This is a genomic window from Mycobacterium sp. SMC-21, assembly GCF_045310825.1.
In the GTDB taxonomy this organism is placed as follows: domain Bacteria; phylum Actinomycetota; class Actinomycetes; order Mycobacteriales; family Mycobacteriaceae; genus Mycobacterium.
In genome coordinates this window covers 49,486-72,750 of record NZ_JBJIAO010000012.1, presented here as the reverse complement: position 1 = coordinate 72,750, position 23,265 = coordinate 49,486, and the positions used below count along the sequence as shown (strand labels likewise).

The window sequence follows — 23,265 nt, the reverse complement described above, 5'->3', positions numbered from 1 at the left end:
CGGTAGTCCTAGAGGTGGCTCAGGCCCTTGTATGCCACGAGAAGTCCGATGACGATCAGGATTCCGGCGACCAGCACCGCGTGCTGGCGGTGCAGCCAGGCGCCGAGGCGGGCCATGGCCGGGTCCAGCCGTTCGCCGGCGGCGGCGTAGGTCAGGATCGGGATGGCGACCGAGCTGCCCGCCACCACGGTGAAACACAGCACCGATGCCAAGGCAGCCGCGTGGGGGAGTTCGTCGGTGCTGATCGCCAGACCGGCGGCGACGCACATGAACAGCACTTTCGGGTTCACGACCGCGAGCACCGCGGCGGTCACGAAGCCCCGGCCGGGGGTGACACTGGTCAGCTTCCGCATCCAGGCCGGCTCGGGAGCGTCGTGGTTGCGGTTGGCCCAGCGGTAGATGCCGAAGACGACCAGCAGGACGCCGATCACGATGCGCACCCACGACGCCGTCGTCGACGGATGGCCGGCCTCGGGCATGAGGCCGGACAGCTGGACGAAAACCCCGGTGAGTACGCCGATGGCCACGAGCCAGCCCGCGAGAAACGTCAGGCCGGTGATGCGGGCGTGGGGGGATTGCAGCACCAGGACCGCGGGAATGATCGACAGTGGAGAAAGGGCGATCACCAAGGCGAGGGGAATCAGTTCGGTCAGGACCGAAGCCCAATCTGTCATGCGTGCACCCCTTCGCGGTCGCGACAAGTATGCCTTCACCGACAAGGGGCATTCGGACAGCGTGGAAAAGGACTTGTGGCGGTATTGAAAATTGGTCGGAATTTTCTAGACTTGAGCGGAACAGACTCAACCTTGACGACGTTGAACTCAGCGACAAGCATTTTTCTGTAGACGAAAGGGAGGTGTCGTGGACTCGTTCAACCCGACCACGAAGACTCAGGCGGCGCTGACCTCAGCGTTGCAGGCGGCGACTGCCGCCGGAAACCCGGAGATCCGTCCGGCGCACTTGTTGATGGCTCTGCTGACCCAGAATGACGGCATCGCCGCGCCTCTGCTGGAGGCCGTCGGTGTCGAGCCCGCCGCCATCCGGGCCGAAGCCCAGCGGCTGATCGACCAGCTGCCGAGTGCCAGTGGCGCCAACTCGACGCCGCAACTGTCTCGTGAGTCGGTGGCAGCCCTGACGGCTGCCCAGCACCTGGCCACCGAGATGGACGACGAATACGTCTCCACCGAGCACCTGCTGTACGGCCTGGCCAGTGGCGACTCCGACGTCGCCAAGCTGCTGGTCAACCACGGCGCCGCGCCGCAGACCCTGCGCGAGGCGTTCGTGAAGGTCCGCGGCAGCGCCCGCGTCACCAGCCCCGACCCCGAGGGCAGCTACCAGGCGCTGGAGAAGTACTCCACCGACCTGACAGCACGCGCCCGGGACGGCAAGCTCGACCCGGTCATCGGTCGCGACAACGAGATTCGTCGTGTCGTGCAGGTCCTGAGCCGGCGCACGAAGAACAACCCCGTGCTGATCGGTGAGCCCGGCGTCGGTAAGACCGCGATCGTCGAGGGCCTGGCCCAGCGCATCGTCCAAGGTGACGTGCCGGAGAGCCTGCGGGACAAGACCGTCATCTCCCTGGACCTCGGCTCGATGGTGGCCGGCGCCAAGTACCGCGGCGAGTTCGAAGAGCGGCTCAAGGCCGTCCTGGATGACATCAAGAACTCGGCCGGTCAGGTCATCACCTTCATCGACGAGTTGCACACCATCGTGGGTGCCGGCGCGACCGGCGAATCCGCGATGGACGCCGGCAACATGATCAAGCCCATGCTGGCCCGTGGCGAGCTGCGGCTGGTGGGTGCGACCACGCTCGAGGAGTACCGCAAGTACATCGAGAAGGACGCCGCCCTGGAGCGCCGCTTCCAGCAGGTGCTGGTCGGTGAGCCGTCGGTCGAGGACACCGTCGGCATCCTGCGCGGCCTCAAGGACCGCTACGAGGTACACCACGGTGTGCGCATCACGGACTCGGCTCTGGTGGCCGCGGCGACCCTTTCCGATCGCTACATCACGAGCCGCTTCCTGCCGGACAAGGCCATCGACCTGGTCGACGAGGCCGCGTCCCGGCTGCGCATGGAGATCGACTCGCGGCCTGTCGAGATCGACGAGGTCGAGCGACTGGTCCGTCGCCTCGAGATCGAGGAGATGGCGCTGTCCAAGGAAGAGGACGACGCGTCGAAGGAGCGGCTCGAGAAGCTGCGCTCGGAGTTGGCCGACTACAAGGAGAAGCTCTCCGAGCTGACCACCCGGTGGCAGAACGAGAAGAACGCCATCGACATCGTCCGCGAGCTCAAGGAACAGCTGGAGACGTTGCGCGGTGAGGCCGACCGGGCCGAGCGCGACGGCGATCTGGCCAAGGCCGCCGAGCTGCGGTACGGCCGGATCCCCGCGGTCGAGAAGCAACTCGACGCGGCGCTGCCCGTTGCCGAGGCCCGCGAGAACGTCATGCTCAAGGAAGAGGTCAGCCCCGACGACATCGCCGACGTGGTGTCGGCGTGGACAGGCATCCCGGCCGGCCGCATGCTCGAGGGTGAGACGGCCAAGCTGCTGCGGATGGAGAGCGAGCTGGGCAAGCGCGTCATCGGCCAGGCCGAAGCGGTGGTTGCGGTGTCCGACGCCGTGCGCCGGGCCCGGGCCGGGGTCGCCGACCCCAACCGCCCGACGGGTTCGTTCCTGTTCCTGGGCCCGACCGGTGTCGGTAAGACCGAGCTGGCAAAGGCGTTGGCGGAGTTCCTGTTCGACGACGAACGCGCGATGGTCCGCATCGACATGAGCGAGTACGGCGAGAAGCACTCGGTGGCTCGTCTGGTCGGTGCCCCTCCCGGCTACGTCGGCTACGACGCCGGCGGTCAGCTGACCGAGGCGGTGCGGCGACGCCCGTACACGGTGGTGCTGTTCGACGAGGTCGAGAAGGCCCACCCGGACGTCTTCGACGTGCTGCTGCAGGTGCTCGACGAAGGACGGCTGACCGACGGTCAGGGCCGCACGGTCGACTTCCGCAACACCATCCTGATCCTGACGTCCAACCTGGGCGCCGGAGGTACTCCGGATCAGGTGATGGCGGCGGTGCGTGCCAAGTTCAAGCCGGAGTTCATCAACCGGCTCGACGACGTGCTGATCTTCGACGCGCTGAACCCGGACCAGCTGGTGTCCATCGTCGACATCCAGCTGCAGCAGCTGCAGAAGCGGCTGGCTCAGCGGCGCCTCCAGCTGGAGGTCTCGCTGGACGCCAAGAAGTGGCTGGGCGACCGTGGCTTCGACCCGCTGTACGGTGCGCGCCCGCTGCGCCGGCTGGTGCAGCAGGCGATCGGCGACCAGTTGGCCAAGAAGCTGCTGGCCGGCGAGGTGCACGACGGCGACACCGTCCCGGTGAACGTCAGCGAAGACGGCGAGAGCCTGGTGCTCGGCTGAGTCTCAGGTAGTTCCCGAGTAGACGTGAAAACCCCCTATTTCTTTGGAAATAGGGGGTTTTCGCTTGGGGTGCGCAACAGTGCCGACGAAAAGTGCATGAGTTCAACCGGACTGCCATCTCCAGTTGGAGATTGAACTGAGGGACGTCTGAGGGCCCAGAACGGTCCCTGGCTTCTGTCGGGCCGGATGCAAGTGCCTAGTGATTGAAGCTACGTACTTTTCGCTGGGCGTCAGATGTTGAAGCGGCCCGCGAAACCACGCAGCGGCACGTCGGCGCTCGTCAACAGTCCCGGCGGGGCCTTGACCACCGAGGCGATGACGTTGAGTGCGGGCAGCCCCGTCACGGTCATGCCGATCGAGGCGAAATTGTCCGGATTCGACAGGTCCACACCGGGTTTCGGGTAGATCATGTGCTTGTTGTAGACGCACGGGTCACCCTTGATCTGAGTGATGTAGCAGCCCTTGATGTTCCAGCTCGGGTCGGTGTGCGGCGTCATCTGCCATTCCAGGTGCGTCTCGATGCGCGGCACCCCGTCGACCATGCCCTGGTACTTGATGTAGTTGCCGCCAAGGGAGCCCTTCGGCAGCGTGTACCAGCCCAGGTCGACATCCTTGGTGCAGGCGCCGAGTTCCGCGCTGAATGTCACCTCGTCGAGCTCGAGCCCGAAGCAGTCGGCCATCATCAGCACACTGTCGGCGAACACCCGTGTGTACTTCTCCAGTTTCGCCGGGATCGACGGATCGTCAACGGGCAGGCCGTATCCCACCTCGATCCAGGTGTCCTTGCTGTGATGGCACGACACGTCGACGGATTCGATGGTGGTGACGTTCTCGATCTCGGCGACGTCCGCCGAACACACCACGCCCAGGATCTGGTTGACGCCGGGGTTCATCCCGGTGCCGTAGAACGTCGACCCGCCCTTGGCACAGGCCTCGGCCAGCAGCTGCGACACCGGCCTGCCCGAGGGGTGCGGGTGGTTGGTGTCGCGGTGCCAGCCGGTGATCCAGTCGGCCGTCGTCACGATATTGATCCCGGCCTCAAGGACTTTCACGTAGAGATCCTCGTCGGGGAAGACGCCGTGAAAGGTGAGGACATCGGGTTTCGCGGCGATGATGTCGTCGACCGAGCCGGTGGCGATGACGCCGATCGGCCCGATACCCGCGATCTCGCCGGCATCGCGTCCCACTTTTTCCGTTGTATAGCAATGCAATCCGACCAACTCGAGGTCGGGACGCTTGCCGATGCGCCTGATCATCTCGGTACCGACGTTGCCGGTTGCCACCTGGAAGACGCGAATCTTGGACATCTGGTCAGCCCTTCGGGGTTTCGGGATAGAACTGCATGGCCCACTTGCGGATTGCGGTGAAGCCCTCGTATTCGGCGGTGGCCAGCGCCGGCGGATCCGCATAGCGCTGATGCGACCAGATGTGGATGTCCTGGGTGAACTGCCGGATCACCTCGTCGCCGAAGGCGGCGGCGCGCTCGGCGGCCCGGGGGCTGTCCTTGCCCGGTGTCCGCCCGATGTAGACCATGAATCGCACGTCGGAGGTGCACTCGTCGACGGGGGTGACGGCCGAGATGGTGCGGTTGTCGATCATGCCCCAGCTCTTGGTGACGGCGATGCCGAGACCGCCGTTGATCGCCTCGACGCCGCTGCGGACATCCTCGATCGACTGCTGGTCGCTGCCCTCGAAGGTGATCGTGAAGTCGACGTAGGAGACCGGTGCCGCGAAGTCGTGCCGGGTGAACACCGGCACGATCGGCGTCTGGTGCACGAACTTGAAGTGCGCGAAGTCGACGCCGTTCTCCAGGACGTACTGCGGATGCAGCTCGAGGGTTTCGCGGAACAGTCGCTGCTGGGGGTAGTAGTCGGCGGCGCTGCTGCCGTCGTTGAACGATGCGAACACGTCGGGCGCCTCGAAGAACGGCTCCCGGCCCTCGACGTCGTGCCAGATGTAGATGGCCTCGTTGCGCTCGGTGACGGGGTAGGTACGAATCCGGCGGCCGCGGTTGGGCCGGTCCTGGTACGGGATGCAGACGTTGCGGCCTTCGGCGTTCCACTGCCAGCCGTGGAACGGGCACTGGATGGTCTCGCCGACGACGTGGCCGCCGAAGCCGAGGTGTGCGCCGAGATGCTCGCAGTAGGCGTTCATGACGGTGACGGCGCCGGATTCGGCGCGCCAGGCGACCATCTCCTCGCCGAAGTACTTCATGGCGTGCACCACGCCGACTTCGACCTCGTCCGACCAGGCGACCTGGAACCATCCCGTCGGCTTCATGGGCAGCGTGGGTTTGGCCATGAGCCGAATCGTAGGAGGTTCTGTGAAACTTTGAAAGAGGGTTCTGCGAAACTGCGCTAATCTCGGACGATGACCGCGGCGGCACGACGAACCAACAAGCGCGGTGACGCCACCCGGGAGAGCATGTTGGAGGCCGCGCGCAAGGCGCTGGCCACCGGCGATCCGGGCGCGGTATCGGCCAACCGGATCGCCAAGGAGATCGGCGTCACCTGGGGTGCCGTGAAGTACCAGTTCGGCGATATCGACGGCTTCTGGGCCGCCGTCCTGCGCCGGACCGCCGAGCGCCGCGCGGGCATGCTGAGCCACCACGACAGCGCCACTACGCTGCACCAACGCGTCGCGACCATCATCGACCTGCTCTACGACGGCCTGACCATCGGCGATTCGCGGGCCATCGAGAACCTGCGCGCGGCGCTGCCACGAGACCACGCCGAGCTGGAACGGCTGTACCCGAAGACCGCCGCCGAACTGTCGTCATGGGGGCAGAGCTGGCTGCAGACCTGCCAACAGGCCTTCGCCGACCTGGACGTCGACCCCGAGCGGGTGCGCGAGGTGGCCTCGTTCATCCCCGGCGCGATGCGCGGTATCGCCTCCGAACGCCAGCTCGGTACCTACACCGACCTCGACGTGGCCCGGCGGGGGCTCACGAGCGCGATCGTGGCCTACCTCAAATAGCGCGTGACCAGCTTGTAACCAATTCGAGTTCGAGCATTTCGGGTACCAACCAGTAGGCTTGGTCCGATGGTCCCGCTCTGGTTCACGCTTTCCGCACTCTGCTTCGTGGGTGCGGCAGTGCTGCTGTATGTCGACATCGACCGTCGACGTGGCCTCGGCCGGCGCCGCAAGTCATGGGCGAAGTCGCACGGGTTCGACTACGAACACGAGACTCCCGACCTGGTCAAGCGGTGGAGCCGCGGCATCATGTCGACCGTCGGTGAGAACGTGCACGCCCGCAATGTCGTCCTCGGACAGATCCGCGGCGAGGCCGTGTTCATCTTCGACCTCGACGACGTGGCCACCGTCATCGCCCTGCACCGCAAGGTCGGCACCAACGTGGCCATGGACGTCCGCCTCAAGGACATCCCGGAGCCGCGGGAAAACGACATCTGGCTGCTCGGCGCCATCGGGCCCCGCATGGTCTACTCCACGAACCTCGATGCCGCCCGTCGCGCCTGTGACCGCCGCATGGTGACGTTCTCGCACACCGCCCCGGATTGCGCCGAGATCATGTGGAACGAGCAGAACTGGACGCTGGTGTCCATGCCGATCACCAGCACCCGCGCTCAGTGGGACGAGGGTCTGCGCACCGTCCGCCAGTTCAACGACCTGCTGCGGGTGCTGCCGCCGGTGCCGTCCGGCCAGAACAGTGTCGCCGGTCAGGCCGTCGCCCGTCGCAGCGGTTCGCCGAGCCGCCCGCTCAGCGCCGGCCCGATGCGTCAGAACGAACTGCCCACCGGCCGCAGCAACCAGGCCCCCGGCCGCGCCGACGTCGGGCGCTACACGCAGTTCGCGCCGGCCCGTAACGGCCGTCCCGCGCCGAATTATCAGCGCTGATTCGCCTGCGGCTAACCTTGGCCGCATGTCTTTTCGCAGGTTGGCCTCGCGGCTGCTGATTGTGTTGCTGGCCGGTGTGCTGGTCGCCTGTTCGGGCGACGGTGCCGCCAGCTCCGTCATCTTCGGTGCGCCCAGTGTCAAGGTCGGTGAGTCGCAGGCGCTGCTGGGCTGGAACGTCTCGGTGTCCAACCTGCGCTTCCAGGATGATCAGGTGCTGATCGACGTCGACCTGGCCGCGGCGAAAGCCGGCGGCGAACACGCCAAGCCCGAGACGCTGCGCTTCGGCCTCTATGGCGCACTGGCGCACCCCCTCGAATCGAACCTGATCGGCGGCTGCGCCGGCGTCCCCAGTCTCAAGATCAATCCGGCCGTGGTGCAGAACCCGGACAAGGTAACGGGCACAGTCTGTTTGGGTCCGATGCGCGACCAGACTCAGGTTCGTGGCGTCTACCTCTACTCGCCCGCCGACCGGATCAAGGACACCACCGTCGCCTACGGTGCGGCGTACCCCGTTGGCCTGACACCGACCAACGAGTCCGACACCGGGCTCACTCTCAAGGCCACCAGCGTCGACGGGTTCCGCGCCGACGGTGGGCAGCTGATCCCCGCGGCGCTGGGCGACCCGGCGGCGTTCACCGGCAAGGGCTACATGCTGCTCGGTCTCGAGATCGGTGGTCTGGCAAGCAGGTACAGAGATGACTCGGCCAAGCGCGGCGGGCCGTTGATGATCGCGGTGGCGCCGACGCTGCCGCCGCCCGGGCTGTCGCACCTGTGTGACGTCTACGGTGCGACGCTGCTGGTGCTGCCGGATTCGAAGGTCGGGGCGATCAACACCCGTGCCTCGCTGTGCACGCAGGGCGACATCAACCAGGCGCTGCTGTACGCCACCGTCACCGTGGTGGGAACCCGTGCGGCGGTGTGGATTTCGCGTGAGTGATCACGTCGCCGACCACCCCGATCACACCGACGTGCCAGGGCCCACCGAGTGGGGCGCCGGGCCCGGCGTCGGCCCCTGGCCCGGTGAGCTGCCCGACGATCCGCGTTATGACCCGGAGTTGTTGCGCGAGGGCGACACTCGCAACGTCGTCGACGCCTACCGCTATTGGACACGTGAGGCGATCATCGCGGACATCGACCAGCGCCGGCACCCGCTGCACATCGCGATCGAGAACTTCGGCAACGACGCCAACATCGGTGCGGTGGTGCGGACCGCCAACGCGTTTGCGGTGGACACCGTGCACATCGTCGGCCGCCGGCGGTGGAATCGCCGGGGCGCCATGGTGACCGACCGCTACCAGCGGCTCCTGCACCATGCCACCACGGCGGAATTGCTGGCCTTCGCCGACGAGAAGGGCCTGACTCCGGTGGCCGTCGACAACGTGCCCGGCTCGGTGCGGCTGGAAGAGACGACGCTGCCGCGCGAATGCCTGTTGATCTTCGGGCAGGAGGGACCGGGCATCACCGACGACGCCAAGACGGGGTCGATGATGACGGTGTCCATCGCGCAATTCGGCTCGACGCGGAGCATCAATGCCGGCGTGGCCGCCGGCATCGTGATGCACACCTGGATCACGCAACATGCCGGACTGGATCGGGCCTGGTAGGGCAGGATAGAACGCATGGATCAGCGTCCGGTGGAGCGCAGCGACGGGGATGCAGTCTGGGCCAACCGTGCGGCCAGCGCCGAAACGGCTGTGTTCAACCGGCATATCCGGCGGCTCTGGGGGATACCCGGAACCCAGCTGGGCGTCGTGGCCTGGCCGTCGACGCGTGCCGACCGGCTTTTCAAGAGCTGGGACTACTGGTGGCAGGCGCACCTGCTGGACTGCATGGTCGACGCGCAGTTGCGCGACCCGCAGGAGTACCGCGTCGCCCGCATCAGTCGGCAGATCCGTGGACATCGACTGCGCAACAACGGATCCTGGACCAACAACTACTACGACGACATGGCCTGGCTGGCACTCGCGCTGGAGCGTTCCGGCCGGCTGGTCGGCGTGGGCCGGCCCAAGGCGCTCAAGACGTTTGCCGACCAGTTCCTCAATGCCTGGGTGCCCGAGGACGGCGGCGGCATCCCGTGGCGCAAGCAGGACCAGTTCTTCAACGCCCCGGCGAACGGCCCGGCCGGCATCTTCCTGGCCCGCCACGACCGCCTGCGGCGGGCGCAGCAGATGGCCGACTGGATCGACGGCACGCTGATCGACCCCGATACGCACCTGGTGTTCGACGGCATCAAGGGCGGCTCGATGGTGCGCGCCCAGTACACCTACTGCCAGGGCGTGGTGCTGGGCCTGGAAGTGGAGCTGGCGGTGCGCACCGGCGATCCGCGGCACGCCGAGCGGGTGCATCGCCTGGTGGCCGCCGTCAAGGACCACATGCTCGACGACGGCGTCATCAGGGGTGCCGGCGGCGGCGACGGTGGCCTGTTCGGCGCCATCCTGGCCCGGTACCTGACGCTGGTCGCCACCACCTTGCCCGGGGACACCGAGGACGACGACACCGCCAGGACGACGGCCCGCGAGTTGGTGCTGAAGTCCGCGCAGTCTGCGTGGGACTACCGGCAGTCCGTCAACGGCATCCCGCTGTTCGGCGCCTTCTGGGACCGCGCGGCCGAGCTGCCGAACACCGGCGAGACGGCGAAATCGGTTGACGGCGCGGTGAATTCATCCGATATCGCGGAACGCGACCTGTCGGTGCAGGTGGCCGGCTGGATGCTGATGGAAGCGGCGCACGCCCTGACCGCCGAGACAGAGACAGAGGCAGCGGCCGAGGGGCCCTGACCTACTGTCCCTTCGGCGTCAGCTCGCGGCAGTACGCGTAGATGGCCAGCCCGCCGAACTTGACGGCGTCGTCGTTGGACAGGTTGCCGGCGTTCTTCTTCAGGTAGCTCAGCGCCGAGTTGACGCCCCCGCTGCGCATCGCGCTACAGGTGCCGTGCGCGAGCTTGATGGCGGTGCTGTTCGGCATCAGGATGCCCTTGTCGTGCACCGCTTGCAGGAACATGGGGTCGACGTCGTCGGCGTGGGCGGGAACGGCCATCACGATGGCGACTGCCGACGAGGCCGCCGCGAGCAGAGCTGCCGTGCGAGTGCGTTTCATCCGGATCTCCCATGCAAGATCGATTTGCTGACAGGCTACGCGAGGCCCGCCGATCCGGGGCGGAGTCGCTTGCCGACGAACCCAGGAATTTCTTCAGCAACGTCAGCGTCATATACTTAGATCGCATATTGCATTTTGATTTTTTGCTTATTTCGGAGGATGGCTATGGCCACGATGAAGAAGATTGCGTCGACTACAGCACTTGCAGCAAGCCTGGGAGCTGCGTTTTTGGGTTTCGGTGCGGGTATTTCCGCAGCTGCGCCGGTGACTGACCCGGCCATCATCCCGATGGACCGCGGCCACGGCCACGGCCACGACGACTGGGACGACCACGGCCGCGGTTGGGGTGGCCCGGGTTGGCGCGGTGGCGGCTGGGATGGCCCTGAGGTCTACGTCAACCTGCCTTGCGTGACCGGCCCCGCCGGGATCGTCACCGTCTGCCCGTAGCTCGTCGCCGCGGACGATTGATCTCCTCCGCTCCGGGGAACCCTGGCGTTGTACCGCCAGACATCCCGGACGTGAAGGAGGAGAAACGTTGGTACGTAAGAGTGTCGTGATCGGTGTGGTCGCCCTGGGGCTGGCCGGTTGTTCCACGCAGAACTCCCAATCGGGGGCCGGCTCGCCAAATGTGGGCATGCGCGCGCCGCAGGTCATCGTCGACGGACAACAACGTGCCGTGAGCGGCGGAGTGACCTGCCACCAGGCGGGTGACAACGTCACGATCGGGATCGGCGACGTGTCCAGCGGCGTGGGTGCCGTGGTGACGACGAGCGATCCGCCACAGGTTCGTACCGTCGGGCTCGGCACCGTCGACGGTGTCGCGCTGGGATTCACGAGCTCCGAGCCCGGCGAGGCCGACAATGCCGTAGCCGCCGTGCGGGGCAAGTCGTACGCGATCAAGGGCACCGCCAGCGGCAGCGACCTGAGCAATCCGCGATCGCCGCAGCAGGTGAACAAGAGCTTCGAGATGGACGTCGCCTGCCCGTAAGGTGCGCGCTGCGGCGTGACCTGCCAGGATGATTGGTCGTGACCACGCCCGCAGAGGATTCACCGCCCCGAGTGCCCTTGGGCACCGTCCTGCGGGAGTGGGGCACCATCGGCTGTATCGGTTTCGGTGGCCCGCCCACGCACATCAGGTTGCTGCGCAGCCTGTGCGTGGAGCGGCGCCGCTGGATCGGCGCCACCGAGTTCGAAGACGCGATCGCCACCTGCAATCTGCTGCCGGGGCCGGCGTCGACCCAGCTGTCGATCTACTGCGCCTGGCGCGTCCGCGGCAGGCTGGGTGCGCTGGTCGGCGGCGCCGCCTTCATCATTCCCGGGCTCATCGTCATCCTCGGGCTGGCGGCGTTGTTCCTGGCCGGTTCGCCGCCGCGGTGGGTGCTGGCGGCAGGTGCCGGCGCGGGCGCGGCAGTGGCTGCCGTGGCCGTGCACGCGGGCGCCGCATTGATCCCCGCCAGTTGGCAGCGGCGCACCAGTTCCGTCCGGTGGCCGGTGTACCTCGCGGCCGGTGCGATCGCCGCCGCGTTGCTGGGACCGTGGCTGGTTGTGGTGCTGTTGGCCTGTGGCGCAATCGAATTGGCGCGGACGACGACGCTGCCCCGGTCCGGTGCACGCAGCATGCCGGTCCTGGCGTTCCAGTCCCTGACGCTGGGCACGTTGGGTTCGCTGTGCTGGGTGGCGCTGAAGGTCGGTGCGCTGTCGTATGGCGGCGGCTTCGTCATCATTCCGCTCATGCAGGCCGACGCCGTCGACCACTACCACTGGATGACCGGGGCGCAGTTCCTCAATGCCGTTGCGCTGGGCCAGATCACGCCGGGACCGGTGGTGCAGACCGTCGCTGTCGTCGGCTATGCCGCCGCCGGATTGCTCGGCGGGGTGCTGGCCTCGGTAGTGGCGTTCAGCCCGTCGTTCCTGTTCATCCTGTTGGGCGCCAAGCACTTCGACAGGATTCGCAGCAACAGCTATGTGCGCGCCTTCCTGGACGGCGCGGGTCCGGCCGCCATCGGCGCGATTCTGGGTTCGGCCGTGCCGCTGGCCATGTCGATCAGCCAGACCTGGCAGTACGTCGTCCTGGCGGTGGCGGTGGTTGCGGTGTTCAGCCGGGTAAACGTCGTGATCACGTTGCTGCTGGCCGCCGTGGCGGGCGTCCTCGCCACCTCTCTGGGCCTGCCGCTGCCGAGCTGATCGGCGGTCAGCAGCAGTTCGGGTCGAGCACCCGGCACAGCGCGGCGAGCGCGTCGCGCCGCGGGGTGTGGTGCACGTTCATGCCCTGACGTTCGGAGATGACGAACCCGGCGGCCCGCAGTTGGCCGAGGTGGTGACTGACCGTCGATTCGGCCAGGCCCACCACGGCCGCAAGGGAGCCGGTGGTGCAGGGCTCGCCACAGGTGAACAGCAGCGACATCAGTTTCACGCGCGCGGGGTCGGCGAGTGCCTTGAGCCGCATGGCGAGGTCGAGTGCGGCGGCGTCGTCGGTCGGGCTCGCGGCCACCGGGGCGCAACACAACGGTTCCGACATGTCGATCACGGGCAGTGCCTTGGGCATGCCACCGATGCTACCTCAGCTTGTTGACATATATCGAAAAGGTGCGGTAGAACTGTGCTACGGATTTCGATATACGTCACATACCTCAGGAGGTCTGCCATGTCTCGTGTCCAGCTCGCTCTGAACGTCGACAACCTCGACGAGTCGATCGCTTTCTACCGCAACCTCTTTGGCGCCGAGCCGGCCAAGGTGAAGCCCGGCTACGCGAACTTCGCGATCGCGAATCCGCCGCTCAAACTGGTGCTGCTCGAGAACCCGGGACACGGCGGGTCGATCAACCATCTGGGTGTGGAGGTCGAATCAAGCGACGCCGTGCACACCGAGATCGCCCGCCTGGCCGAGGCAGGAATGTTCACCGAAGAGGAGATCGGCACCACCTGCTGCTTCGCCACGCAGGACAAGGTGTGGGTGACCGCCCCCGGCGGGGAACGCTGGGAGGTCTACACCGTGCTGGCCGACAGTGAAACCTTCGGCGCTGCGCCGAGCGGATCGGATGATGCGGTGTGCTGCGGGGCGCAGGCATGACGCAGAGCGCTGACGCCGCTCAGGCGACAGCTCGACTCTCGACGCTCGACCGGTATCTGCCGGTCTGGATCGGGTTGGCGATGGCGGCCGGGCTCTTGCTCGGCCGCTGGGTCCCCGGACTGGACGTCGTGCTGGAAAAGGTTCAGGTGGATGGCATTTCGTTGCCGATCGCGCTGGGCCTGCTGGTCATGATGTACCCGGTGCTGGCCAAGGTCCGGTACGACCGACTCGAGACCGTCACGTCCGACCGTAAGCTGCTGCTGTCGTCACTGATGCTGAACTGGGTGCTCGGGCCGGCGCTGATGTTCGCGCTGGCCTGGCTGTTCCTCGCGGACCTGCCCGAGTATCGGACCGGGCTTATCGTCGTCGGCCTGGCTCGCTGCATCGCCATGGTGATCATCTGGAATGACCTGGCGTGCGGCGACCGGGAGGCTGCAGCTGTTCTGGTGGCGCTCAATTCGGTGTTCCAGGTGCTGATGTTCGCGGTGCTCGGCTGGTTCTACCTCTCGGTGCTGCCGGGCTGGCTGCATCTGCCGCAGACCTCGATTGCGACGTCCCCGTGGCAGATCGCGAAGTCGGTGCTGATCTTCCTCGGCATCCCGCTGGCTGCCGGCTACCTGTCGCGCCGGCTCGGCGAAAAGGCCAAGGGCCGGGCCTGGTACGAGTCGACGTTCCTGCCCCGGATCGGGCCGTGGGCATTGTACGGTTTGCTGTTCACCATCGTGATTCTCTTTGCGCTGCAAGGGCATCAGATCACCACTCGCCCGTGGGACGTCGCCCGCATCGCGCTCCCGCTGCTGGTCTACTTCGCGATCATGTGGGGCGGTGGTTACGTGCTGGGAGCCGTCCTCGGACTCGGCTACGAACGCACCACGACGCTGGCGTTCACCGCGGCGGGCAACAACTTCGAACTGGCCATCGCCGTGGCCATCGCGACGTGGGGCGCGACCTCCGGGCAGGCCCTGGCCGGCGTCGTCGGGCCGCTGATCGAAGTGCCGGTTCTGGTCGCGCTGGTTTACCTGTCACTCGCATTGCGACCGAGGTCGAGGAGCATTGCCGCATGAGTGCCAAACCCAGCGTCCTGTTCGTCTGCGTCCACAACGCCGGCCGGTCGCAGATGGCGGCCGCGCTGTTGGCTCAGCTGTCCGACGGGCAGATCGAAGTTCGTTCTGCGGGAACGGCACCCGCTGATGCGATCAACCCCGTCGCAGTCGCGGCCATGGCGGAACTCGGCATCGACATCACCGCAGAAGCCCCGAAGGTGCTCACCGCCGACACCGTGCAAACCAGTGACGTGGTGATCACCATGGGGTGCGGCGACACCTGCCCGTACTTCCCGGGGGTGTCCTACCGCGACTGGAAACTCGAGGACCCCGCGGGGCAGCCGCTCGAGGCCGTCCGGCCCATCCGCGACGCCATCGCCGGCCGGGTCCGGGACCTGGTCGACGAACTGCTGCCCGGCTAGGCCAGGCTCCCGAGATACGCCTGCGATTCGATCAGCCCTTCGTCGCTGGGCGCCCGGCCGTCACCGAAGACCCGCTGCTGTTGCTTGGCACGCAGATCATGGTGTGCGTCAGCGGGTTTCGCGTAACCGTAACGGCTACGCGCCTCCTGTGGAGTGAGCACCTCGCCGGACACCGGTGCGATGCCGAGAATGTACGGCGCGGCCACCTGGGTCACCGACGGCGCGATCAGCTGCGCCACAGCGAGTTTCAATCGCGGGTTCGCATCGACGACCCCGTAGCCCAACTTCAGCAGTGGACGCACGGCGATGTCGACGGCCCGCGGCTGGTCGAAACCGCTGAGCTTGCGCATCCAGCGGGGCATGGTGGCAATCGTGCCGGCGCGTAGGACGAGGTTGATGAGCTCGACGACCGGCTTCAGTGCCCACGGCGCCGGCGGCAGCACGACTTTGGCGTTCAGCAGATGGTCCATCATGGTGCGGGCGGCTTCGCTGACCGCCAGGTGCGGGCGCATCTCGTCGAAGTACGCGCGGACGCCGGCGCTGGTGCGCGGCACGTCGGCCGGGTCGCAGGTCTGGAACTCCGCCGCGATGGCGCACTCTTCCCAGTACTGGTTCTCTTCCTCCGGCGTGAGCTTGCCGCCGCCGTACATCTCGTAGGCGGTCAGCACCGAATGCCATCCGGTCAGCAGGATCCACAGCTGGGAGTGCGGGTTGTTGGCGTCGTACTTGTTGCCGCTGACGGGCTCGGTCCCGATCGCCTTGGAGTGAACCTTGACCAGCACGTCGGCGGCCTTGATGACCGACTCGCTGTCGCCGAACGCGACGGTCGCGAAATAGCGCACGGTGCGGTCGTAGCGGGTGCGGGGCCGGTCGTAGTTGGCCTGGGTGGCATCGACCGCGGCGATCAGCGACGGGTCGAGTTCTTCCACCACGACGGCGCGCTGAAGGCCGGTCACAGGAGTGGTGGTGTGTCCCCACACCTTCCAGGTGACGGTGCCGGGCCCGAAGTATCCGTAGTCGGCAAGGGGCTGCACTGGCTGGGTCACGATTGGCTCCTTGGTTGTCAGGCCGCGGCGAATGCGCGGCACATCAGTCGTCCGTAAAACTCACCGAGACTGTCAGCGTCCCAGTCATTTTCGGGGTCGAGTAGGGACCGGACCGCGGCCTCGCTGGAGGACACGAACAGTTCGGTCAGAATCGGCATCTTGCGATTGAGGTCGGTGGTCTGCCACCACGTCGTCAACGCCGGCGCGATCCAGCGCGAAGAACTTCTCGCGAGCGCGCGGCGGGTCTCGGCGACCATGTCGGCGACCGCCGGATCGGCGTGCGCCAGGTAGACGAAACGCCAGGTGTTCGGTTGGTCCTCGACGGCATGCAGCAGCGCGCGGTACCCGTCGATGAATGCGGCCTCCGGATCGTCGCCGCGGCCGGTGTGGAGAGCGGCCAGCAGGGTCTCGCGAAGCGAGTCGCCCTCTCGATCCAGCAGCGCGGCAAGGAGTTCCACCCGGTCCTTGAAGCAGGAGTAGATGACCGGCCGGGTGACGCCGAGGTGGCCGGCGACCGCCCCGATGGTCACGGCCGCGGTGCCGGATTCCGCGGCGATCTGGAGCGCGGCGTCGAGAATCTGCGGCCGCCGGCGCTCCGGGCCCAGATGGGCTGCCCGTTCCCGGGTCTTCGTTGCGGCGTCGGTGGCCATGAACCGAATGTAGCAGAATTATTCTTGTTTGAATAATTTTTCTTCATTCTTGTAGGATTCCTCGGCATGACCATGCTCAACCCGCACAAGCCGGACTTCGCCGACTTCGACGAGCGGACCCAGCAGATCTTCATCGCGACCATCGAGTTCTTCGAGAGCCACGGCAAGGCCTGGCTGACGCAGCAGGACCGCGATCGCGTCTGGTACGCGGAGTTCATCGAATTCCTCAAGAAGGAACGGGTTTTCGCGACGTTCCTGACGCCGGCATCGGAGGCGGACGGTGACCCCGACAAGCGCTGGGATACCGCACGCAACGCGATGTTCAGCGAGATCCTGGGCTTCTACGGCATGCAGTACTGGTACGTCTGGCAGGTCACCATCCTGGGGCTCGGCCCCATCTGGCAGTCGTCCAACACCGCGGCCCGCAGGCGCGCCGCAGAGTTCCTCGAGGCCGGTGAGATCTTCGCGTTCGGCCTCTCCGAGAAGGAGCACGGTGCCGACGTGTACTCCACGGACATGGTGTTGACTCCGGTCGACGACGGCTACCGCGCGAACGGCGGTAAGTACTACATCGGCAACGGCAACCTGGCCCGCATGGTGTCGGTGTTCGGCCGACGGGCCGACAAGCCGATCCTGGACAGCTCCACTGCACTGGACGGCGGCAAGCCCGACGAGGATTTCGAGGGGTATCTCTTCTTCGCGGCCGACAGCCGGCATGCCGACTACAAGCTGCGCAAGAACGTCGTCAACGGCCAGATGTACGTCGCCGCATTCGATCTGGAGGACTACCCGGTCGCCGCCGACGACATCCTGCATGCCGGCAAGGGCGCATTCCATGCCGCGATCAACACCGTCAACATCGGTAAATTCAACCTGGGGTTCGGCGCGATCGGCAGCTGTGAACACGCGATGTACGAAGCGATCACGCACGCAGAGAACCGAATCCTGTTCGGGCAGCACGTCACCGAGTTCCCGCAGATCCGCCGCATGCTCACCGAGGCGTATGTCCGGCTGGCCGGGATGAAGCTCTACAGTGAGCGGGCCATCGACTACATGCGGTCGGCGTCCGCGTCCGATCGTCGCTATCTGCTGTTCAACGCCATCGAGAAGATGACCGTCACCCGCGAGGGCGAGAAGATCGTGACGCTGTTGTCGGACACCATCGCCGCCCGCGGTTTCGAGAACGACATGTTCTTCCCGATGGCGCTGCTCGGTTCGGTCGGCCTGCCCCGCCTCGAGGGCACCGTCCACGTCAACATGGCACTGTCGCTGAAGTTCATGCAGAACTTCATGTTCCGTCCCGCCGACGCCGGACTTCTTGCACTGCAGCAGCTGCCCGTCGAATACGCGCCCAACGCGGCTACCCGGGCCGTGGCGGGCAGTCTGCGGGCCGCGGGTTCGGCCCTGGTGCCGCGGATCGCACGAATTCCGAAGGCCCCGAAAGCCCTACGCGCCGAGAAGCTGCCGCACGTGCGCCGCCGCCGCGACTTCACCGACGACGACTTCCTGTTCGCGCAAGGCCCCAGCCGCGGCCTGGGCCGGGTCGGCTTCGCAGACTGGCGCGGCATCCTTCAGGAGTTCGCTCATCTGCCGAACGTCGCGGTCTTCCTCAAGCAGGCCAACGGTTTCCAGACGCTGCTCGCGGCGGCCACACCGACCGCCGCGCAGCAGGACGACGTCGACTTCCTGTTCTCGATCGGTGAGCTGTTCACGCTGTTGCCCTACGCGCAGCTGATCCTCGAGCAGGCCGCGATGGAGGGCACCGGCGACGACGTGCTGGACCAGTTGTTCGAAGTGCTCGTCACCGACTTCTCCCGGCACGCCACCACGCTGCACTGCAAAACGACCGCCACCGCGGCGCAGAAGAAGCTCGCACTGGATCTGATCGCGGAACCCGTGGGCGACCCGGCCCGCATGGACCGCATGGTCCGTACGGTGCGGGACCTGGCTGGTCGTTACGAGATGGCGCCCTAGTCGGACACGAACTGAGTTACGTAGGCGCTCAACGGAACCAGCGAAATCCGGTCCAGCAGCTCTTGCGCCGCGGCGCGGTCCTCCGCCGTGTTCGTGCACTCGACCCGGCCCAGCAGCCAGATGATCGGCGCGAGTGAACGGTGCTCGATGACTCCGGTGGGCAGTTCGCCGTTCCAGCTCGGGCCGGTGATGGCATACGTCTGCGGCGTCGTCCAGGCGACGTGCTCGCCGGCGTCGTCGAAGACATCGGCCCGGCCGGAGAGCACCTGGAACAGATAGCCGCGGTCGGCGGCGTCGGGCAGGGTCAGCACCCACGGCTCGGCGTTCACGTCGAGGAAACGGTCGACGTACATGGCGTCGGTTGGGCTCGTGCGCATGAGCTGCTGCAGCGGGCAGCGGCGGGATGAGGTCTCGCCCTCGGCGCGGTAGGCACGGCGGCCCGCGGGTCCGGCCAGGATCACCAGTGCGGCCACGGCGATGGACAACGTGCCGCACCATGGGAGGACGTCGGCTGCTGACATGACGGCCGTAGCTCCAATCCGGGTGGGGCCCATGGTTTGTCGCGGGCCGGGTTCGGTCCGCTCATCCACTGTGCAGGACGGCGCTGCCCGAAGTCTTGACACCTAGGGACTGATTCTTGACAGTTCGGGACAGCGCCGTCCGAGGCGACGGCGGGACTCAGCAGGGGGCGCCGGGCGGCGTGTAGTACGGCACGCCTTCGTCGGTGTAGCAGGGAACTTCACCGGCGACATACGGGACGTGGGCCGCCGCGATGGCGGTGCCCACGGCGACGTCGCCCGCGATGTTGGTGCAGCCGCCGGCGGAGAAGTGACGGCCACCCGCGCTGGCGCAGACGTCGGCGGCGGCGGTGGGGGCCACCGCCAGCGGCGCCACGGCCAGGGCGGCGCCCATCAGTGGGACGGCTACCAGCGCGGTGATGCGTGGGGTCATGGAGCTCCTCGGGTTGCTGGAGACGAAACGGTCGCGCTTTGCTGAATGTGCGACGTGCGGGAGATGCAGTCATCGATGGGCCGGTGCGACGCTGCGCCGGCCCATCGTGGAATTCGACTGTGCTGCACCGTACCGGTTTGTGTCTTGACATTTCGCGACAAATTTTTGACAGTTAGGGACATGTCGGTCATCCGCGGCACGGCGCTCACGAGCTTCCATGAGTTGGTTGCTGAACTGGGCGGCGACAGTGATGCGCTTCTTGCCGCGGCGAACATCGCGAGCGGCGACATCGGCCGTCACGATCGCTTCATCTCGCTGCCCAGCGGTACCCAGGCGCTCGAGTTCGCGGCAGTGGCCCTGCGCACGCCCGATTTCGGACGTCGACTTGCGTTGCGCCAGAACATCGACATCCTCGGCCCCGTCGGGCTGGCGGCACGCAACGCCGAAACGGTCGCCGACGCATTCGTCATCTTCGACAAGTTCATGGCCGCCTACAGTCCCGCGATCAGTGCCCGCATCACCGTCCCCGTAGGTACGGACCTGCGCCGCTTCGAATTCGAGTACCTCCTGGACCCGGCGCCGCCGCAGGCGCAGGCCATCGAGCTCTCGCTCGGTGTCACGCTGCAGGTGTTACGACTGTTCCTCGGCCCGGACTACCGCCCGCTCTCGGTGCACCTGCCGCACTCGGCACGCACCCCGGCCCGCGAGTACCAGTCCTACTTCGGCTGCCCGCCGTCGTTCGGTGAACCGGTTGCCGCGTTCACGCTGCGCGCCGCCGACCTGGAGCGACCATTGCGCACCGACCGGATCGCGCATCAGACGGCCTTGGACTACCTCATCAGCACCATCGGTGAATCCGAGCCTGCCACAACCCAATTGGTTCGCACCTTGGTTCGTCAGCTGCTACCCGGTGGGGCCGTGGGACTGCAGGACATCGCCCGCCATGTCGGGCTGCATCCGAAGACGCTGCAGCGGCGGCTCTCGGCCGAGGGCGCGACGTTCGGCGACCTGGTCGATCAGATCCGCCGCGAGACCGCGCAGCGGTTACTGCTCGATACCGAGCTGACCCTCGACCAGCTCTGCCGGAATCTCGGCTATGCCGAACAGAGCGTGCTCACGCGGTCGTGCAAGCGGTGGTTCGGCACGACGCCCACGGCCTACCGGAACGGCCGGCGCTGACGACTCAGCCGAGCCGCGTCCAGAGGCAATAGCCGGAGAACTCGACCGAGGACGCGGTGGGCGCCACGTCGAAGTGCAGCGTTTGGTCCGGTCCGCCGTCGGTCGCCACGGGCGCGCTGACCACACCGGCGCTGATCACCGCGCGCTGCTCGACATGGCATCGGTTCCCAGGACCGAGCGGCGTGCCACTCCACTTGCCGGACATCAGGTTTGGATTACGCATGCCCTGACCGTGCAGGGCGATGACGGGGCCGGTGCTCCACCAACGGTCGCTGGGTTCCGCGGGTAGTGCGACGGGCTGCCAGCGCCCTTCGTGGCACTGCAGCGGGGTGTTGGCGCCCGACCTGGGCGCCGGCGTCGTCGGCATGGTGGTGGCTTCGTCCGCCGTCGGCGGACACGGCTGATCCTGTTGTGGCGCAACGGGATCAGCCGCGCAGAGGGGCGCGACCGCGGTCGCCAGGGCGACTGCGGCCATCGCGACGGTCGTGCGAATCATGGCTACAGCTTCGTCAGATCGGTCTTCATCAGCATGACGTTGTACTCACTCCACAGTGACAGGTTCCAGTACAAGTCGGTACCCGTGCCCAGGGTCGACGGCGACCAGGGTTGCATCATGGGCGCGTAGATGCCGCCGTTCTGTTGCGGTATCAGCACGGTGGCCGCCGACCACGTGCCCTGTGGGGCGTCGGCGGTGCGCAGCACGACGTTGTTGAACTGGTCGGCGTAGAGCGTCACGTACTTGCCGAGCGTCGGGTTGTACTGCACCGACATCTCGCTGACCTGGTTGCCCGGCTTGCCGATGCCACACGCGCCGGTGTCCCTGCCGAACACCACGCCGGCCTTCGACGGGTCCTTGTACCAGCCCTGTTTGATCGCACCGATGCCGAACCAGCCGCCTGCGCTGCCCTTGTTGTAGTACTCGTACTTCGACACGTCGAGGATGTCGGCTTCGGCCACTCGCGAGATGTAGGCCGCTCCGCCGCGGCCGTTCGGGGTGCCATACGAGTAGACGTAGCCGTCCCCCGGACGAACCAGGGCCGCCTGTTGGAAATTGGCGTTGCCGCCCCAGTTCTGGCGGACGCTCTGCGGTGCGATGGTCCAGTTCTCGCCGTTGTCGGTCGAGTAGGCCATGGCCGAGTAATTCGTCGTCCACTGCCCGGGCGCGCCCCACTGCTTGACCGACATGAAGCTCAGGTACTGGGTGGCGCCGAACTGGGTGCCCGGTGTCGGCACCGAGATGCCGGAGGTCGGGATCAGCGTCACCCCGGACGGTAGACCCGCCGGGAGTTTGGCGGGCAGGATGATCTGGCGTGCTGTCGTCGGCGACGACAGCGGCGTACCGCCGAACATGTTGCCGTTGAACCACTGACCGGCCGGGATCGAGATGCCGTCGGCGAGGTTGGCATCCGACGAGCGGAACAGGATGTTGTTGAGCCAGTTCCCGGTCATGTTGGGGCCGCTGAAGGTGTCGCCGAACGCCATCAGCACCTGGTGCTCGTTGATCGGGGTGCTGGGATCGTCGGCGATGCCGTTGTCCCACGCGGTGCCGACGTCGGTGCCCCAGACGCCGAACCGGTTGTAGGTGTCGTTGGGCGCGAAGTTGCCCGTCACCCAGTCGACGAAACTCGTCGAGGGACTGAGCTGTTGACCCGGTGTGGGCCAGGCCGGCCGCGGGTTCATGACCGTGGTGAGCGCGGCCATGGGATTGCTCAGCACCTGGCCGGTGGTGGTGAGTGCGCTGACGACGTTCTGCGGCTTGATCGCTGTCAGGAGGTTGTCGATCTCTTTGCGCGCGAAGGCCAGCACGGTCCAGGCCAGCGTCGGCTGGGCCGGAGTGCCCAACGGGTTGAACGCCCAATTCAGCGCGCCCGACACGGCTTTCATCACGGCGGCCACCGGGTTGGTCGGCTTGACCGTGGGTGCGGTGACGTTGGGCGTGAGCAGGTTCGTCGTCGCCGAGACGGGGCTCGGAGCCGCGGTGACCGCGCTGGTGGTGACCTTCATGACCGTCGGTGCGACGGCCGCCACGCCGGCCGGCTTAGGTGCGGCGGTCTGCTGCTGGTTGGCGAGCGCCTTGGTGCCGGCGGGCTTGTCCGGCGTCAGCCGTGGGCGTTTCGGGGTTTTCGGGACCGCGGCGGCCGGTGCGGCGTCGTTGGCGTTGTTGTTCTTCTGCTGGTTCGCGCGATCACGGCCCTTGCCGGGCGCTTTGGCCGGCTTGTCGGTCTTGGGGTCGGACGGGGTCTCGGTCTTGGGGTCGGACGAGCTGTCGTCGGCGGAGCCCGCGGCCGGCGTTTCGGTCTTGTCGTCGCCCTTCTTGGGCCGGGGCTTGTCGCGACGCGGTTTGGCGGGGGTTCCCGAAGTGCCGGACGCACCGGCGCTTTCGCCTGTCGCGGACGCCGCGGGTGGGCCGGCGGCCGCTCCGGTTTCGGTCTGGTCGGCCCACGCGGCGCCCTGGCCGGATGCGATCGCGGTGCCGATGCCGAGTGCGACGGCGAGCCTTCCGACCCGGCCGACGTAGCGTGCGGCGCTCATCGTGTCTCCCTGCTGTTCCAGCTAATTAACCTATGGAAC

Annotated in this window: 23 protein-coding genes and 1 pseudogene; 13 read left to right on the top strand and 11 right to left on the bottom strand. The window is 66.8% G+C overall.

Translation table 11 applies throughout. From position 1 onward, the window contains the following. Positions 1 to 8: 8 nt before the first annotated feature. Positions 9 to 674, bottom strand: coding sequence for a GAP family protein (locus ACJH6H_RS14530; RefSeq protein ID WP_212808148.1), 666 nt, complete (start codon positions 672 to 674; stop codon positions 9 to 11). 187 nt (positions 675 to 861) lie between these two features. Here ACJH6H_RS14530 and clpB point away from each other — a divergent pair, with 187 nt between their 5' ends. Beyond that, positions 862 to 3,408, top strand: a complete 2,547-nt coding sequence (gene clpB / locus ACJH6H_RS14525) for an ATP-dependent chaperone ClpB (RefSeq protein WP_318984667.1) — start codon at positions 862 to 864, stop codon at positions 3,406 to 3,408. Between the two features lie 230 nt (positions 3,409 to 3,638). Here clpB and ACJH6H_RS14520 read toward each other — a convergent pair whose 3' ends face one another. Beyond that, positions 3,639 to 4,715: a dihydrodipicolinate reductase gene (locus ACJH6H_RS14520; protein ID WP_212808150.1), complete on the bottom strand. Its 1,077-nt coding sequence runs from the start codon at positions 4,713 to 4,715 to the stop codon at positions 3,639 to 3,641. Positions 4,716 to 4,719: 4 nt separating this feature from the next. Continuing rightward, on the bottom strand, positions 4,720 to 5,709 hold the full coding sequence (locus ACJH6H_RS14515) for a Rieske 2Fe-2S domain-containing protein (protein WP_212808151.1): 990 nt from the start codon (positions 5,707 to 5,709) through the stop codon (positions 4,720 to 4,722). A 69-nt stretch (positions 5,710 to 5,778) separates the two neighbouring features. Between ACJH6H_RS14515 and ACJH6H_RS14510 the strand changes: the two genes are divergently transcribed. The 5 genes from ACJH6H_RS14510 to ACJH6H_RS14490 all read left to right on the top strand — a co-directional run bounded on the left by ACJH6H_RS14510 (position 5,779) and on the right by ACJH6H_RS14490 (position 10,040). Continuing rightward, positions 5,779 to 6,384, top strand: coding sequence for a TetR/AcrR family transcriptional regulator (locus tag ACJH6H_RS14510; protein ID WP_212808152.1), 606 nt, complete (start codon positions 5,779 to 5,781; stop codon positions 6,382 to 6,384). Positions 6,385 to 6,450: 66 nt separating this feature from the next. Beyond that, entirely contained in the window at positions 6,451 to 7,263 is an 813-nt protein-coding gene (gene ttfA / locus ACJH6H_RS14505) for a trehalose monomycolate transport factor TtfA (protein ID WP_212808153.1), read from the top strand. A gap of 25 nt (positions 7,264 to 7,288) precedes the next feature. Continuing rightward, the gene (locus ACJH6H_RS14500) at positions 7,289 to 8,200 is read left to right on the top strand and encodes a hypothetical protein (RefSeq protein WP_237163038.1); all 912 of its coding nucleotides are present in this window, start codon (positions 7,289 to 7,291) and stop codon (positions 8,198 to 8,200) included. After that, complete coding sequence (locus tag ACJH6H_RS14495; RefSeq protein ID WP_060999472.1) at positions 8,193 to 8,867, top strand: RNA methyltransferase; 675 nt, start codon at positions 8,193 to 8,195, stop codon at positions 8,865 to 8,867. Before ACJH6H_RS14500 ends, ACJH6H_RS14495 begins: the two co-directional genes overlap by 8 nt. 15 nt (positions 8,868 to 8,882) lie before the next feature. Then, positions 8,883 to 10,040: a glycoside hydrolase family 76 protein gene (locus ACJH6H_RS14490; RefSeq protein WP_133427983.1), complete on the top strand. Its 1,158-nt coding sequence runs from the start codon at positions 8,883 to 8,885 to the stop codon at positions 10,038 to 10,040. Position 10,041: 1 nt separating this feature from the next. On the opposite strand, the gene ACJH6H_RS14485 is transcribed toward ACJH6H_RS14490, so the two are convergent. Then, the gene (locus ACJH6H_RS14485; RefSeq protein WP_060999477.1) at positions 10,042 to 10,359 is read right to left on the bottom strand and encodes a DUF732 domain-containing protein; all 318 of its coding nucleotides are present in this window, start codon (positions 10,357 to 10,359) and stop codon (positions 10,042 to 10,044) included. A gap of 264 nt (positions 10,360 to 10,623) precedes the next feature. Here ACJH6H_RS14485 and ACJH6H_RS14480 point away from each other — a divergent pair, with 264 nt between their 5' ends. From ACJH6H_RS14480 to chrA, 3 genes are all read left to right on the top strand, one after another. Further along, positions 10,624 to 10,806, top strand: coding sequence for a hypothetical protein (locus ACJH6H_RS14480; protein ID WP_060999479.1), 183 nt, complete (start codon positions 10,624 to 10,626; stop codon positions 10,804 to 10,806). Positions 10,807 to 10,894: 88 nt separating this feature from the next. Continuing rightward, complete coding sequence (locus tag ACJH6H_RS14475; protein ID WP_234880506.1) at positions 10,895 to 11,347, top strand: lipoprotein LpqH; 453 nt, start codon at positions 10,895 to 10,897, stop codon at positions 11,345 to 11,347. A 38-nt stretch (positions 11,348 to 11,385) separates the two neighbouring features. Then, complete coding sequence (gene chrA, locus ACJH6H_RS14470; protein ID WP_406775133.1) at positions 11,386 to 12,543, top strand: chromate efflux transporter; 1,158 nt, start codon at positions 11,386 to 11,388, stop codon at positions 12,541 to 12,543. Between the two features lie 7 nt (positions 12,544 to 12,550). Here chrA and ACJH6H_RS14465 read toward each other — a convergent pair whose 3' ends face one another. Then, positions 12,551 to 12,904 (bottom strand): Rv2640c family ArsR-like transcriptional regulator, encoded by a 354-nt coding sequence (locus ACJH6H_RS14465; protein ID WP_060999484.1) that lies wholly within the window; start codon positions 12,902 to 12,904, stop codon positions 12,551 to 12,553. 99 nt (positions 12,905 to 13,003) lie between these two features. Between ACJH6H_RS14465 and ACJH6H_RS14460 the strand changes: the two genes are divergently transcribed. Together ACJH6H_RS14460 and arsB are read left to right on the top strand one after the other, a co-directional pair. Beyond that, positions 13,004 to 13,429: an ArsI/CadI family heavy metal resistance metalloenzyme gene (locus ACJH6H_RS14460; RefSeq protein WP_060999486.1), complete on the top strand. Its 426-nt coding sequence runs from the start codon at positions 13,004 to 13,006 to the stop codon at positions 13,427 to 13,429. After that, a pseudogene (arsB, locus tag ACJH6H_RS14455) lies at positions 13,426 to 14,894 on the top strand (ACR3 family arsenite efflux transporter). The gene ACJH6H_RS14460 and the pseudogene arsB overlap by 4 nt, the downstream one beginning before the upstream one ends. Here the strand turns inward: arsB and ACJH6H_RS14450 are convergent. Further along, complete coding sequence (locus ACJH6H_RS14450; RefSeq protein WP_406775132.1) at positions 14,891 to 15,940, bottom strand: oxygenase MpaB family protein; 1,050 nt, start codon at positions 15,938 to 15,940, stop codon at positions 14,891 to 14,893. The pseudogene arsB and the gene ACJH6H_RS14450 sit on opposite strands and share 4 nt — an antisense overlap. A gap of 17 nt (positions 15,941 to 15,957) precedes the next feature. Further along, positions 15,958 to 16,590 (bottom strand): TetR/AcrR family transcriptional regulator, encoded by a 633-nt coding sequence (locus ACJH6H_RS14445; RefSeq protein ID WP_135357204.1) that lies wholly within the window; start codon positions 16,588 to 16,590, stop codon positions 15,958 to 15,960. A 66-nt stretch (positions 16,591 to 16,656) separates the two neighbouring features. On the opposite strand from ACJH6H_RS14445, the gene ACJH6H_RS14440 reads away from it, so the two are divergent. Beyond that, positions 16,657 to 18,564 (top strand): acyl-CoA dehydrogenase, encoded by a 1,908-nt coding sequence (locus tag ACJH6H_RS14440; RefSeq protein WP_406775131.1) that lies wholly within the window; start codon positions 16,657 to 16,659, stop codon positions 18,562 to 18,564. Here ACJH6H_RS14440 and ACJH6H_RS14435 read toward each other — a convergent pair. Together ACJH6H_RS14435 and ACJH6H_RS14430 are read right to left on the bottom strand one after the other, a co-directional pair. Beyond that, positions 18,561 to 19,085, bottom strand: coding sequence for a DUF1254 domain-containing protein (locus ACJH6H_RS14435; RefSeq protein ID WP_406775130.1), 525 nt, complete (start codon positions 19,083 to 19,085; stop codon positions 18,561 to 18,563). The two genes, ACJH6H_RS14440 and ACJH6H_RS14435, sit on opposite strands and share 4 nt — an antisense overlap. A gap of 157 nt (positions 19,086 to 19,242) precedes the next feature. Next, complete coding sequence (locus ACJH6H_RS14430) at positions 19,243 to 19,515, bottom strand: hypothetical protein (protein WP_406775129.1); 273 nt, start codon at positions 19,513 to 19,515, stop codon at positions 19,243 to 19,245. A gap of 180 nt (positions 19,516 to 19,695) precedes the next feature. Between ACJH6H_RS14430 and ACJH6H_RS14425 the strand changes: the two genes are divergently transcribed. Next, positions 19,696 to 20,694 carry an AraC family transcriptional regulator gene (locus tag ACJH6H_RS14425; RefSeq protein ID WP_406775128.1) on the top strand — a complete coding sequence of 333 codons (999 nt, stop codon included), beginning with the start codon at positions 19,696 to 19,698 and terminating at the stop codon, positions 20,692 to 20,694. Between the two features lie 4 nt (positions 20,695 to 20,698). Here the strand turns inward: ACJH6H_RS14425 and ACJH6H_RS14420 are convergent, their stop codons facing one another. Together ACJH6H_RS14420 and ACJH6H_RS14415 are read right to left on the bottom strand one after the other, a co-directional pair. Continuing rightward, on the bottom strand, positions 20,699 to 21,190 hold the full coding sequence (locus tag ACJH6H_RS14420) for a hypothetical protein (protein ID WP_212808170.1): 492 nt from the start codon (positions 21,188 to 21,190) through the stop codon (positions 20,699 to 20,701). A 2-nt stretch (positions 21,191 to 21,192) separates the two neighbouring features. Next, positions 21,193 to 23,226 carry a DUF4185 domain-containing protein gene (locus ACJH6H_RS14415; protein ID WP_406775127.1) on the bottom strand — a complete coding sequence of 678 codons (2,034 nt, stop codon included), beginning with the start codon at positions 23,224 to 23,226 and terminating at the stop codon, positions 21,193 to 21,195. Between the last annotated feature and the right edge of the window lie 39 nt (positions 23,227 to 23,265).